This is a genomic window from Paenibacillus sp. 01T443 (assembly GCF_056398325.1).
Genome location: NZ_JBFTPE010000008.1, coordinates 808,551 through 822,077, shown reverse-complemented (window position 1 = coordinate 822,077; position 13,527 = coordinate 808,551). Strand labels below are relative to the sequence as shown.

The window sequence follows — 13,527 nt, the reverse complement described above, 5'->3', positions numbered from 1 at the left end:
ACTTATCAATTTATAAAGGGGCGTTATAAACGATGAAAAAAGTGAATATCGGCGTGATCGGCGCAGGATCCATCTCGGAGATTCATCTTAATTCCTATGTGCGTAATCCGGAAGTCAACCTCTATGCCATCTGCGATCTGAATGAAGATCGGGCAAAAAATAAGGCTGCTGCACACGGAGCGCAGAAGGTGTTCACCGATTACCGCGAGCTGCTTGCCGATTCGGAGATCGATGCGGTAAGCATTTGTACCTGGAATAACTCTCATGCGGAAATCAGCATTGCCGCTGTAGAGGCCGGCAAGCATGTACTGGTGGAGAAGCCGCTGTGCAGAACCGTCGCGGAAGCGGAGCACATCCAGCAAGCGGTTAAGAAGAGCGGGAAGGTGCTGCAGGTTGGCTTCGTGAGACGTTACGGCTCGAATACGGACATTTTGCAGCGTTTCATCGACGCGGGTGAGCTTGGCGAAATCTATTACGCGAAAGCGACCTGTTTGCGCAGGCTGGGCAACCCGGGCGGTTGGTTTGCCGACAAGAAGCGCTCGGGCGGAGGGCCGCTGATCGATCTTGGCGTACACATCATCGATTTATGCTGGTATTTGATGGGCAAGCCGAAGGTGAAATCGATTAGCGGAAATACCTATCGGCAGCTCGGCAATCGGGCGAATATTCAAAATCTGTCCTTCTATAAAGCATCGGACTATGATTCCAGCAAGAACACGGTAGAGGATCTGGCAAACGCGCTTATCCGATTCGAGAACGGAGCATCGCTGCTGGTTGACGTAAGCTTTACATTGCATGCGAAGCAGGACGAGATTAGCGTCAAAATATACGGTGACAAGGGCGGGGCAGAAATCGAGCCGGGGCTCTTCATCGTTGCAGAGAAGCATGATACTATCCTGAACATTACGCCGCAGGTTGACCAGCTCGGCTTCGATTTTTCGAGCGGCTTCCAAAATGAAATTAACCATTTCATCGACAGCTGCCTCGGAAGAAAAGAGACGCGTAGTCCGGTTGAGGATGGGCTCGAAGTGATGAAAATGTTATGCGGCATTTACGAATCAGCGGAGAAAGGACAGGAAATCCATTTCAGCTGAGCAATTGCCTATTATGAAAAAATGCTGTTCCGCCGGATATACACGCCGGGGRACAGCATTTTCGATTCACCGTTCATTTATGACGAGTGGGTTATTATAGAGTCAAATCCACCTCAAACATCCGATTCCATGGAAGGTCGGCTTTTAATCCGGCAACGTTCGTTCTTGCCAGCTCACCTAAATAATCGCTGCAGAAACGCTGCAGCTTTTGTGTGACGAGCTGAGTAACCTGCTCTCGGATCGGACCTATATCAAAGTAGGTGCCACCCAGCTCAGCCAAATGACGGGCGGCTTCCTGCCGTACGATCGTTTGATAGCCCCAGTCTTCAATCAGGCGGTAAAGTAAAAAATGAGAGCTCATATGATCGCTGTGGTCAAGGCGGTTAGCATCTTTGCGATAGTAGGAAGAAACGATGGCATGCGATATGACCGTTCCAAGCGTGTTGCCCGATGTATTCCAGCCGGCGAAAGCAGAGAGTCTGGAAATCAAGCTCTTTTTTGATAGCAGCTGCATGAGGGTGTGATCTGCACCGTTGCAAGAAGCGACATCCGCCAGCGCAACCATATGTCCCTTGCGGGAAAGCGCCTCTATCGCCGTGACGAACTCAGCGATATGTACCTCAGAGAAATAAGAACGGTGTCGTTCTCGATACAAATTTGGCGATTCAGCCACATCTTGCGATGACACAGGCGGGGAGTGGACCATGAGCACGAAATCGGCCGTCTGAGAGGAATCTCCCATATAAGCGCCCCCGGAGGTTAAATGAGATTTTACGCTTTCATTAAGGCTGCGGTCTTCATATTTCGGTATGATGGCCGGTCCGAGTGTGGAGGAGTAGCGGACGAAAACTTCAGGCTGATAATTTTTGATTGTACAGAACACCTTTGCGAACAAGATGCTTCCGATCTCGTCGGCTCCGGGATAAATCAGCACATTATCCATAAGATTGAATTGTTCCACCTCTATAAGCAGCTTGCGCTGCTCCATTGGGCTGAAGCCGTATTTAGAATTATCGTCAAGCGGAATGACAAGATGATCAATGAGGCCGGACTTCACCAGGCTAATGATATGCTCATTTACTTGAGCGTTGGTCTCCCTGCGCTGAAGAAAATTTTCAAGTATCGGGTGCGGCACATCAGTTGGGAGCTGCAGCCATTCGCGGCGTTCTTCATCGGTAAGCGTCTCCGAGGCCTGCTTGTCTTTTAACCAACCGTATCGAAAAATAGAATGACCGTAGTGCTCGTAGTAGTCAGGCTCCTCGTCACTGCTGTTGTATGCAGGGGCTCTCATGATTAAATTGAAGGCATAGATGCGAAGGGAAGGGTTATGCAGCTTCAATTTCTGGAGAAGGCTGATTCGCTCCATACATTCCTGAAGTGATAATTGATGCAGACGGGAGGGCACGATTCCGCCGTAAACGAGCATATCCACCGAAAGAATCAAGTATTCGGCAGTGGAGGTTTCCTGCAGCAGCCAATCGCGGATATCTTCAAAGCGGGCTGGAATTTTTTTTCTTCCGAGCAGCTCTTCCGGTGGTGCTGCGAGCGATAGATCGCTGATGGCAGCAATCATTTTTGGGAATTTTGCATTGCAAGGACGTTCGTCGAGCGGCAGGTAGACGACTTTACTCATACAATGACCTCCATAATGGATAGATGTAGAATTAAGCCTATTATACAACATTCCGTTTGAGAGGAATATTTTTTTATTAACATATATTAAAATGGATATTTTCTTTAATATGTTCATAAAATCGTATATCATATGTTACTCGGCTTGAAGTGAAATAGGCTCATTGTAGACAACTTTGCTCTAGAGAGAGGCAGAGGAACAAAATTGTTTGGAGGAAATATCCTAGTTAATAATTTTAAATAAAAAAATATTCCGTTATTATCAAATTGGTGGTACACTACTATTGAAATTGGAAGAAGGAGGTATATTCTTTTGTCCACTTTATCCAAGGGATCATTTGCACAGAAAGCCCTCTTTGGTCCCAGCATCCAGATTGATCCTACATTTGCCTATTACCAGCAGCGGTCACCAGAGAGCATAGCCCAAGAAATCAAGCTTGCGGGGTATCAAAGCGTTCATTATTTTGTCGTAAATGAGAATGTCATACAGGAAGATCTGCTGTGGGCGTTCCGCCAAAGAGGGATTCCGGTGTGGGCGATGGTGATCGGCAACGGCACGTTCTCTACCGAGCGTTTTCCAGCGGAATGGCCCTCCTGGCAGATGAGGCTGCTCAAGGAACCGAATGACGGATTCTGGCGGTTGTCTCCTTTTAGCGAAGGATATGTGAATTGGAAGAAGTCGGCGATGGCAAAGCTGGTGGCGGAATATCCCTTTGACGGCATCGAAATCGCCGAGCCGTATTTTCCGGAATGGGGAGGCATTCAAAGAGGTGTTTATGGAGATGTCGGACCACTTGCGCAAGCCGCGTTTCGGGCGCGTTATGGTATCGATATGCCTGATTTTACAAACGCTGCCGCTCCAAGCTACTACCTTCGAGACGTTGAAGCTTACCGCAATTGGATCGATTTTCGCGTAGAAGCTGTTAATGGTTTTATAGATGAAATGATCAATGGAGCAGGGGGCGTCCGCGAGGCCAGACCGGATATAGCTGTCGCCACATGGTCGCTCGCCATCCTTGCGGGGGAGGACAGCGTTGAGCGTCTCCGGGAATACCAAGGCCTGCACGCTCCGACCATGATAGAGAAGGTCCGGCCGGATATCCACTTTTTGCAGACGCATTGGCCGGATTGGACGCGGGGAGACCTGCCAGCGGATTATGTAAGAGGCTACCAGCCTTTTGTTGATCAAATCAGGGAGCAGTTTCCCGAGCTGCCAGTAGCTGTTCAGGCCGATATCGGTTCAGCGCGGCACATGGTGAAGAGCGGAGAATGGTTGAAAGCATTCAGTCATACGGCTTTTGCGCTTGGGTATGCTTCATGGACGGCATACGAGTATCATACAGGCGGATATATGTATGAAGAGAAACCTTTTCCGATGCATGCCGAACGAAAAAGCAGTCGTGAGATTGTTATTTCGTTTAATAAACGGATCGATGAACATTCGGGGATGATCCCTTCCTGTTACAAGGTTTGGGACGGTGGAGCTCTTCTGTCCTTGACGTGGGACATCATTGCAATTGACGGCAACCGGGTTACTCTCTGTTCGGGAAAGCTGCCTTCACGCCCGTTCGTTCTAGAGCTGAATGATATTCAGGATACACCGGAACGGCTGTTATTCAAGGATAAACCAGCGAATGCCATTCGGAAGGGGACGAGGCTGTCCATTCCGGGTGAGTGATGAAGCTGAAATGGGAAGCCTTCGTTCCGGGGTGGTTCATTCGCCTCTGACGCAGATCATTCGGACGATGCCGGGAGCGGTTGGGAGCAGCATACAGCAATTATTAACTATGGGGAGTGAAGAGGAAAAGATGGAAACGATTCGTATCGGTTTTATTGGTGCAGGCGGCATCGCACATCTTCATGCAAGCCAAATGCTGGCCTTGGAAGACGTGGAAATCACGGCAATAGCCGAGCCGAACGACCAGTCGGCTTTGCATTTTCTAACGACCTTCGGTCTGGTGAATACCCGTCGGTATTCAAGTCATGAGGATATGCTTGAAGAAAGCGGATTGGATGCCGTAATCATATGCTCTCCGCATACGCTGCATTTTGCCCAGGCGCTGGATGTATTGAACGCTGGCTGCCACGTGCTGATCGAAAAACCGATGACCTGCTCCTCCCGGGAAGCCGAACAGCTGATTACTGCTGCAGAAGAACGATCGATGCTGCTTCAGGTTTCTTATCAACGCCATTTTCAACCGGAGTTCATATATATTCGCCAAGCGATTGCAGACGGAGTCATTGCAAGCTAACCTCCGTTAACGCGGCGCTGTACCAGGATTGGAAGAGCAGCCAAGCAGGTACTTGGAGACAAAATGCGGCTCTTTCCGGTGGCGGTATGCTTATGGATTCCGGCAGTCATATTATTGACGTTCTTCTGTGGACGACCGGACTGAAGCCAGGTGAAGTGAAGGCGACGCTCAGCACGCATGGCGCACCGGTAGAAATTGATTCCTTTACAAGCATTCGCTTTGAAGAAGGCACTATTGCCGCGCTGAACATTGTTGGTAATGTACCGGGCTACAAGGAATTCTATTCCTTCTGCGGTGAGCTTGGGGTGATTTATCTGGAGAATGGCAGGATCGAGGTTTTGACGTACAAGGATGGTGTCCTGCCGGTACAACTGCCTAATCAAACAAAGAATCAGGATAAGAGTTTTATAGATGCCATTAGAGGCAAACATGAAGTATTGGTATCGGGAGATTATGCAAGAAAGGTAATTCAATTGACAGAAGAGATCTACCGTTCAGCAAATTACCAAGTGTGATCGGGTTTATTCTCATAACGATGAAGCAGGTGAATATATGACGCAGAGACTGATCTCAGACCTGAAGGATGGTTTTATTTTGTCCTGTCAGGCACTCCCGAATGAGCCCATGCACGGTTCGCACATCATGGCGGCTATGGCTGCAGCCGCCGAGGAAGGAGGGGCTTCGGCGATTCGGGCAAACACGCCGGACGATATTCGTGAAATTAAACGAAAATGCTCGCTGCCCGTCATTGGTTTATATAAAAAGCAATATGAGGATTCGGAAGTCTACATTACGCCGACGATTCTTGAGGTGCGTGAAATCGTTGAGGCCGGCGCCGAATTTGTCGCTGTTGACTGCACGAGATTGCCTAGGCCGGGAAACCAGAGACTGGATGACCTTATCCGCGAAATTCGCTGCGCTTTCCCGCAAATTCTAATCGTTGCAGATGTTTCGACCTACGAAGAAGGGGTCAATGCGATTTCGCTTGGCGTGGACATTGTATCGACAACAATGTCCGGCTACACGCCGCACAGCCCGCAGCAGGATGGGCCCGATTTAGAGCTAGTCGGGAAGCTATCCCGGCTAGGGAAGGTGCCGGTGCTCGCTGAAGGCAGGTTGTGGAGCATTGAGCAATGCTTAAGCAGCTTTGACATTGGAGCGCATGCAGTAGTCGTCGGTACAGCCATTACGAGACCGCAAGAAATCGTGAAGCGGTATGTACAGCGAATTCGAAGTGAAGCTGTCACCAAAAAAGGACTCTATGATCCCATTTTCCATAAGGAGCGTGATTATTGTGAACATTAGCTTAAGCATGTGGAGCGTGCATAAATATTGGTATGAGGGAAAATGGGATACGGTCGATTTTCTTGGCTTTGCCTCTGAGGCAGGCGTAACGGGAGTGGAGCTGCTCAGCTGTTTTTGGCGGGATAAAGAAAAGGATATCCCTTTAATCGATGAAGCGCTGCAAAAGCATGGCTTGAAGGTTGCCTGCTTCAGCGCATGCAATAATTTCGTCGTGGCGGACGATTCGCAAAGGCAAGCACAGCTGAAGGAGGTTACAGACGCCGTCGACGCCGCCGTCCATTTCGGGGCGAAGGTAGTCCGTGTGTTCTCGGGGGATCTGCCGAACGATTCTATATCATTTGAGCAGGGCATGCAGTACGTTATTGAAGGACTAAGCGCGGCAGCCCAATATGCAGAGCAGAAGGGTGTGACGCTTTGCTTGGAAAACCACGGTTTATTCGCCGGACGCAGCGACCAGGTCATGTCTATCATTCGAGAGGTTAACTCTCATGCGCTTCGAAGCACGTTCGATACCGGCAATTTTCTGCTCGTCGGTCAAAGCTCAAGCGACGCGATCAATGAGCTGAAGGGTTATGTCGGGCATGTGCATGTGAAGGATTTTGTTCCGGTGCCGGAAGGCACGACAGGAGCGGTCATACGAGCATTAACGGGAGAGCTGTTTCTAGGTAAAATTGCCGGAGAAGGAGCAGTCGACCTGAAATACATTTTTGGCGAACTTAAAAAATCAAATTTCGACGGGTGGCTTACCGTGGAATTCGAAGGCGATGAGGAACCGCAGCATGGTTCTATGGAAGCGGTTAACCATGTTACGCGCATCGTCGCTACTCTTTAGTTATAGAGAGGAGATACATAATTGAACGTACATTTTCTTGGCACCGCGGCGGCGGAGGGTTTTCCTGCGATGTTCTGCCGCTGCATACATTGCCTAAAGGCAAGGAAGCTTGGCGGCAAAAACGTGCGAACAAGGAGCTCCGTTCTCATTGACGGGGTGTTAAAGATCGATTTTCCGCCGGATACGCTTCATCATGTCCTGCGCGACGGCATTGATCTGGGGCTGGTGAAGGATTTGTTCATTACGCACACACATCTGGATCACCTCCGCGCAGAGGATTTGGAAATGAGACTGCCCGTGTACGCGCACGGGCTCGATGCGCCCTTAAAGGTCTACGGCCATGATGCCGTTATCCGTAAGTGCCGAGATGCTGTTGGAAGACCGGATGAGGAGCGTTTGATCCTGCGCAGAATCGTACCGTTCGAAACCGTTGATACCGGGACGGCAAAGGTAACTCCGCTGCCGGCTAACCATGACCCGGATGAAACCTGCCTGCTTTTTGTGATCGAGAAGGACGGCAAACGTATCTTTTATGGGCATGACACCGGGCTTCTTCCCGAAGAGACCTGGGGCTGGCTGGAGCAGACGACTTTGGATTTGGCCATACTGGACTGCACGAACGGTCATTTGCCGTTTACTGGAGGCCATCTTAATAGCGAGGCAGTTCTTGCTATAAGGAATCGGCTAAGAAGTAAAGGTATTCTCGGTAAAGACGGAAAGGTTGTCGTTACCCACTTCTCCCACAATATCGGATTGCTGCATGACGATCTGACGCAATTTTTTGATCAAGAGCAGATCATCGTTGCGTTTGACGGTATGATATTGCAGTTATAATACGGGCTCTGGATACAGGGTCTGAATGGAGTGATTGCAGGTTATGAAAGCCTCCGAACAATACTACTTGTCATATAGTCATCATTTTGATATCGAGAGACAGCAGTCGATTGACGAGGGCAAAAATATCGGCGCGGCTATGGAAGCCAGTTATGCGAAGCTGGCTTCTATGCAGCCGGATGATCCTCAGCGGGAAGAAATGGCCGCCGCTTATTTGGATGAAATGGGGAGGCAGCCCTTGCGGGCTGATTTTCCGTTTGTTGAGCCTTCGACCCTGACCGAAATCCGGAGGGAGCGACCAATCACAGGCCAGCCGGCGAGTCATCCAATTCCGTATGGCGAGATGGCGGACAAAGTTTACGGTGCATGGTTAGGCCGTTCTGCAGGCTGCCTGCTGGGTCAGCCGATCGAGGGCTGGCGCAAGGATCGGATTGCGGGTTTACTAAAGGAAACAGGAAATTTCCCTGTCCATTATTATATTTCTTCTGACATAGATCCGGAAATCGCCAAGAAGTATGGCGTCAAGAATGAAGGGGGATCGTACGGCAACGATTCCGTAAGCTGGATTAATAATGTGAAGCATATGGTCGAGGACGATGATATGAACTATACGATCATCGGACTTGCCGTCGTGGAAAAGTACGGCTATGACTTTTCGCCGGATGACGTGGCGGAGACTTGGCTAAACGTGCTGCCGCTCCTTCGCACCTGCACGGCTGAGCGGATTGCCTACCGCAACCTGGTTAACCGGTTGGATCCTCCGCTTTCCGCTGCTTATCGCAATGCCTACCGGGAATGGATCGGGGCTCAAATCCGAGCTGACTTGTATGGCTACATCAATCCAGGAAACCCTGAGAAGGCAGCAGAGATGGCATGGAGAGATGCGTCAATTTCACATATGAAAAATGGCATTTTCGGGGCTATGTGGGTCGCCGCCATGCTGGCTGCGGCAGCCGTAACGGACATCAGGCAGGATGTTATTGAAGCCGGGCTCGGTCAAATCCCATCAAATTGCCGGCTTGCCGCCGATATCCGTTCGATAATACAATGGTACGAAGAGCGTGTCCCTTATGATACCGTTGTAGAGCGAATCCATCATAAATACGACGAGAGCAATCCCCATCACTGGTGCCATACCATCTCCAATGCGATGATAGTGGCTGCCTCATTGCTATACGGCGAAGGAGAACTGGAAACGACGATTGGTCTGGCCATCCTTTCGGGCTTTGACACCGATTGCAATGCAGCCACCGCAGGCTCGATCATCGGCATGCAAAAAGGCGCGCGTTCACTGCCGGAAAAATGGGTAAAGCCGCTGAATGATAAAATCCGTTCAGGAGTCGACGGTTTTGGAATCGTGCCTCTGTCTGAGCTGGCGGGAAGAACGATGAAGCTGATTGAAAATAACCCCTATATCGAATGGATGGATTAGGCTTATCTTTAATCGATACAGATAAAAAACCTCCTAATTGGAGGTTTTTTCATGTCCATGTCAATGCTGCGAACGTGGCCCATTGTTTGTGAACTATTTTGATGGAAAATTAATGAAGCTTTTTTTTATGTTTTCTTGAATAAGATCGTCATCTTTAATGATAGATGCTCCGGCCATTAAAATATAGGTGATGCCGCCAAAGAACAATGCACTTAAAATGATGAAGTAATTCATGTTGACCCTCCCTTCCCGATAGCCCCTGCCACCTGCCACCTGCCACCATATTATCTAGTTTCGAAAAGTCTGTAACCATCCATTTGATGCTGCATTTCACCATCCATTGTTCAAAATGGATGGGTTATTCTTTGCTGAATTGGACGGTTACAATTCCTATAATCGGATCTATTCTATTAACATGATATTTGTTTTTTGGTTATTATAAACGACATAATGGGAAACAATATTTAGGATTGGAAGGGGTTCATTATGGGGAAACAGAACGTTCGGGTTGCTGTTGTACAGGCTGCTCCGATTCTTTTTGACAAGGAATCCGCTTTCCAAAAAATAGAGAAATACTCAAATGAAGCGCGGCAGCAAGGAGTAAAGCTGCTCGTATTCCCAGAAGTGTTCATATCCGGTTACCCGAGAGGGCTGACTCTTGGTACTCGAGTAGGAAGCAGAACGAGCGAAGGACGCGAAGATTGGCGCAGACATTGGGAAAGCTCGATTGAAATACTTGGCGAGGATACTGATCGGCTTTGTGCAATCGCCAAGGAAAATGATTTGTATCTCGTTGTTGGCGTCGTGGAGAGAGCGCGGGAATTCAGCGGATCCACATTATATAATTCAATTGTTTATGTCGGACCGGACGGAGAAGTGCTTGGGAAGCATCGTAAGCTGATGCCTACCGGGGCGGAACGTCTGCTCTGGGGACAAGGAGACGGGAGTACGCTGACCGTTATTGATACTCCATTCGGACGCATAGGCGGACTCATCTGCTGGGAGAACTATATGCCCCTTGCCAGAACTGCGATGTATGCTAAAGGAATCGATATCCTAATTACACCTACTGCGGATGCCCGTGCTACTTGGCAGGCGACACTTCAGCATATTGCCTGTGAAGGCCGCTGCTATGTTTTGTCCAGCAACCAGTTCGTAACGAAATCAACCTATCCGACTGACCTTGCCGGCTACCGGGATATCGAAGGGGATCCCGATATATTGTGCAGGGGAGGCAGTGCGATCGTCGGACCATTAGGCGAATATGTTGAACAGCCGTTATATGATCAAGAAGGGATTATCTATGCGGATCTAGACATGTCACTCATTGCAAAAAGTCGCTTTGATTTTGATGTGGTGGGGCACTATAACAGACCTGATATTTTCCAATTGGTTGTCAATGAAATGAAAAAAGATATCGTTATCTTCAAGTCCTAGCTGACCTGAAGAGCAATCGATACCACAAGGAGGAGAAGTGGTATGCAAGTACCGGTAAGCGTTTGGATTTTTTCGGCTATCATCGTTGTTATTTTGTCATGCATCACGTTTTGGATTACGAATAAAGCATATTCGAAAAGATGGGAAGACCATGACGACCGGATTGATGGTCAATAAAGTAATACAGTCTTTCTCTATTTAAGAGGAAGGCTGTATTTTTTTATTTGAACAATATTTATGACTCGCGGAACATTTCAAGCGCAGCAGAAAATGCGCTAATTCCTAATTGAATCTCTTCGAGTTTCGGTTTAGCAAAGCTAAACCGTACGTAACCCGGCTCTGAACCGTAAACACTTCCAGGTACAAATACGACTCCCCTCTTAATCGACTCCTCCAATAACCTTGTATCATCTATAGGCTGGTTTATTTTACACCATAGATTTAATCCTCCTTGTGGGGGTGTAAAGGTTACTTTTTCTTGAAGCGTGTTCTGTAATGATCTCACCATCATTTTTTGTCTTTGATCTAATGCTTGCCTTAAATGAATAATATGCTGATCAAAATGTTCTGATGTTAACAGCCGTTCCGCGACCCATTGCGGTACGATACTTAGTCCGAAGTCCATTTGCTGCCGGGCGTCGGTTAAACGGCCTATTACGGATTGGGGGGCAATCATCCAACCAATTCTGAGCCCCGAAGCGGCCACTTTAGATAGTGATCCGATATAAAGGACAATACCGTCTGTATCCATTGACTTAAGAGAGGCCGGTATTGTTCCGCTAAAGGAAGTTAAACTAAACGGATCATCTTCCACGATAGGCACTCGTAATTCAGTGGCAACCTGGAGTAAGCGTCTGCGTTTATCTTCACTAAGTATGGTTCCGGTTGGATTTTGATAATTTGGGTTTACAAATACCATTCGGATTCTATGTTGACGATATAAACGAATAAGATCATCAGGGTCGATACCGTCTTCGCGGACTGGCAAACGGAAGATGCGCAAACCTGCTGATTGGAACATGGGTAAAGAATAACAATAAGAAGGATCTTCTATGGCAACAGCATCCCCGGGTGATAAAAGGCATTGGGTAATTAAATATAATGACTGTTGGGATCCGGATGTGATGAGGATAGAGGACTCCATTGTGTTGATTCCGTTGTACTCCTTTAAGGAATGAACAAGCGATTTCCTTAAGAGATCGTAGCCTTGAGGATCATCATAACCAAGATGCTCTTGGAATCGCTGATTTTGTAACAAATCAGATACCATTTCGTTCGGAAACAGTTCAGAAGATAATTCACCGCTAGCCATATTAACAACCGATGGATCACTTAGAGTGACCTCTCTAATACGTCTCATTAGAGGAAGGTTAGGCAGGAATGTCCCGCCTTCCGTGTATTGACGCCAGTTAGGGGTTTGCATCGGTGAAATTCCCCACTTTGTGCGGCTCACGTAAGTGCCGCTGCCAACCGTACTTTCCACCAAACCAGAAGCGCGCAATTCTTCATAGGCTTGAATGACAGTACTTCGATTCACGCCTAGTTGTTCCGCTAGTTTTCTCTCGGAGGGCAGGATACTGCCGGGCGGTAACTCGGCGTATGAAATTCTCCGTTCAATATGTTCGACAATTTGCTGATATAAAGGTTTTTTATTCGAACGATCGGGTCTCCACATTAACTTTCAACGCCTTTTTATCAGAATAGTTATCAAGATAGAGCCAAATCCAGAATGATGTCGTTGCTTCCTGATTAGGCATTATCGCCATTTGGTATTATCGTCAATTTCGTCCTAATCTTAACGTACCCTATCCAAAAACATATGTACAGATTCAATGTGGCACAGAAAAATATTTAAGTAAAATGTAGGATTTTATAAGTTCTCGTAGTCTGCCTGTAGTATTAGTGTGAGGTTATCTAACTTACATCTGACAAATGTTAGTTGATGAGATTGGAGGGGAGGGGACCAATGATCTTATTTCGGCAGGTTGAAAAGCATTACGGTGATTTCCATGTGCTCAAGGATATTAATCTCGAGATTGAGCAAGGAGAAGTCGTAGTCGTAGTAGGACCGTCCGGTTCCGGCAAAAGTACGCTGCTTCGGTGCATTAACCGTTTGGAAACCATCACAAGCGGTGATCTGATCATCAACAATCATACCGTCAATGATAAGAAGACGAATATTAACAAGCTAAGGCGGGATATTGGAATGGTGTTTCAGCATTTCAATTTGTATCCTCATAAGAAAGTAATCGATAACATTACATTAGCTCCTATGAAGGTGCTTGGTTTGACGAAGCAGGAGGCTGAAAAAACCGCGATGTATTATTTAGAGAAGGTTGGGATTATGGACAAAGCGGGTCAATATCCTTCTCAGCTGTCAGGAGGACAGCAGCAGCGTGTAGCCATTGCCAGGGGACTGGCGATGAAGCCGCAGGTCATGCTTTTTGATGAGCCGACTTCCGCCCTCGATCCTGAAATGGTTGGTGAGGTATTGGATGTTATGAAGGCCCTAGCTAATGAGGGGATGACGATGGTTGTTGTCACGCATGAGATGGGTTTTGCGCGGGAAGTAGCCGACCGAGTCGTGTTTATGGATAAGGGACATATCATCGAGGAAGCAACGCCCGAAGAGTTCTTTTCCAATCCGCGCGAGGAGCGGGCTCGCTTATTTTTAAATCGTGTATTAAATCATTAGGATAAAGGGGAGAT

General features: G+C 48.0%; 14 protein-coding genes. 11 read left to right on the top strand and 3 right to left on the bottom strand.

Features of this window, described 5'->3' with window-relative positions:
- Nucleotides 1–32 precede the first annotated feature (32 nt).
- Entirely contained in the window at nt 33–1,094 is a 1,062-nt protein-coding gene (locus AC1DLI_RS17490) for a Gfo/Idh/MocA family protein (RefSeq protein ID WP_477604692.1), read from the top strand.
- A gap of 94 nt (nt 1,095–1,188) precedes the next feature.
- Here AC1DLI_RS17490 and AC1DLI_RS17485 read toward each other — a convergent pair whose 3' ends face one another.
- On the bottom strand, nt 1,189–2,727 hold the full coding sequence (locus tag AC1DLI_RS17485) for a DUF4127 family protein (RefSeq protein ID WP_477604690.1): 1,539 nt from the start codon (nt 2,725–2,727) through the stop codon (nt 1,189–1,191).
- Nucleotides 2,728–3,039: 312 nt separating this feature from the next.
- Between AC1DLI_RS17485 and AC1DLI_RS17480 the strand changes: the two genes are divergently transcribed.
- Genes AC1DLI_RS17480 through AC1DLI_RS17450 form a run of 7 tightly spaced genes read left to right on the top strand, consistent with a single transcriptional unit; the run spans nt 3,040 to nt 9,381 of the window.
- Nucleotides 3,040–4,404, top strand: a complete 1,365-nt coding sequence (locus AC1DLI_RS17480) for an N-acyl-D-glucosamine 2-epimerase (RefSeq protein WP_477604688.1) — start codon at nt 3,040–3,042, stop codon at nt 4,402–4,404.
- Nucleotides 4,397–4,978 carry a Gfo/Idh/MocA family protein gene (locus AC1DLI_RS17475; RefSeq protein WP_477605067.1) on the top strand — a complete coding sequence of 194 codons (582 nt, stop codon included), beginning with the start codon at nt 4,397–4,399 and terminating at the stop codon, nt 4,976–4,978. The genes AC1DLI_RS17480 and AC1DLI_RS17475 overlap by 8 nt, the downstream gene beginning before the upstream one ends.
- A complete protein-coding gene (locus AC1DLI_RS17470) occupies nt 4,885–5,493 on the top strand; it encodes a Gfo/Idh/MocA family protein (RefSeq protein ID WP_477605065.1) in 609 nt (202 codons plus the stop codon). The genes AC1DLI_RS17475 and AC1DLI_RS17470 overlap by 94 nt, the downstream gene beginning before the upstream one ends.
- Nucleotides 5,494–5,530: 37 nt before the next feature.
- A complete protein-coding gene (locus AC1DLI_RS17465; protein ID WP_477604686.1) occupies nt 5,531–6,283 on the top strand; it encodes an N-acetylmannosamine-6-phosphate 2-epimerase in 753 nt (250 codons plus the stop codon).
- Nucleotides 6,273–7,115: a sugar phosphate isomerase/epimerase family protein gene (locus AC1DLI_RS17460; protein ID WP_477604684.1), complete on the top strand. Its 843-nt coding sequence runs from the start codon at nt 6,273–6,275 to the stop codon at nt 7,113–7,115. Before AC1DLI_RS17465 ends, AC1DLI_RS17460 begins: the two co-directional genes overlap by 11 nt.
- 21 nt (nt 7,116–7,136) lie before the next feature.
- Nucleotides 7,137–7,949, top strand: coding sequence for an MBL fold metallo-hydrolase (locus AC1DLI_RS17455; protein ID WP_477604682.1), 813 nt, complete (start codon nt 7,137–7,139; stop codon nt 7,947–7,949).
- 43 nt (nt 7,950–7,992) lie between these two features.
- Nucleotides 7,993–9,381 carry an ADP-ribosylglycohydrolase family protein gene (locus AC1DLI_RS17450; RefSeq protein WP_477604680.1) on the top strand — a complete coding sequence of 463 codons (1,389 nt, stop codon included), beginning with the start codon at nt 7,993–7,995 and terminating at the stop codon, nt 9,379–9,381.
- Between the two features lie 93 nt (nt 9,382–9,474).
- Here the strand turns inward: AC1DLI_RS17450 and AC1DLI_RS17445 are convergent, their stop codons facing one another.
- Nucleotides 9,475–9,615, bottom strand: coding sequence for a hypothetical protein (locus tag AC1DLI_RS17445; RefSeq protein ID WP_477604678.1), 141 nt, complete (start codon nt 9,613–9,615; stop codon nt 9,475–9,477).
- Between the two features lie 252 nt (nt 9,616–9,867).
- Here AC1DLI_RS17445 and AC1DLI_RS17440 point away from each other — a divergent pair, with 252 nt between their 5' ends.
- Nucleotides 9,868–10,818: a carbon-nitrogen hydrolase family protein gene (locus AC1DLI_RS17440; protein ID WP_477604676.1), complete on the top strand. Its 951-nt coding sequence runs from the start codon at nt 9,868–9,870 to the stop codon at nt 10,816–10,818.
- A gap of 42 nt (nt 10,819–10,860) precedes the next feature.
- The gene (locus AC1DLI_RS17435) at nt 10,861–10,995 is read left to right on the top strand and encodes a hypothetical protein (RefSeq protein ID WP_308998417.1); all 135 of its coding nucleotides are present in this window, start codon (nt 10,861–10,863) and stop codon (nt 10,993–10,995) included.
- Nucleotides 10,996–11,053: 58 nt separating this feature from the next.
- On the opposite strand, the gene pdxR is transcribed toward AC1DLI_RS17435, so the two are convergent.
- Nucleotides 11,054–12,493 (bottom strand): MocR-like pyridoxine biosynthesis transcription factor PdxR, encoded by a 1,440-nt coding sequence (gene pdxR / locus AC1DLI_RS17430; protein ID WP_477604673.1) that lies wholly within the window; start codon nt 12,491–12,493, stop codon nt 11,054–11,056.
- Nucleotides 12,494–12,784: 291 nt separating this feature from the next.
- On the opposite strand from pdxR, the gene AC1DLI_RS17425 reads away from it, so the two are divergent.
- A complete protein-coding gene (locus tag AC1DLI_RS17425) occupies nt 12,785–13,513 on the top strand; it encodes an amino acid ABC transporter ATP-binding protein (RefSeq protein WP_477604671.1) in 729 nt (242 codons plus the stop codon).
- The last annotated feature ends 14 nt before the right edge of the window (nt 13,514–13,527 follow it).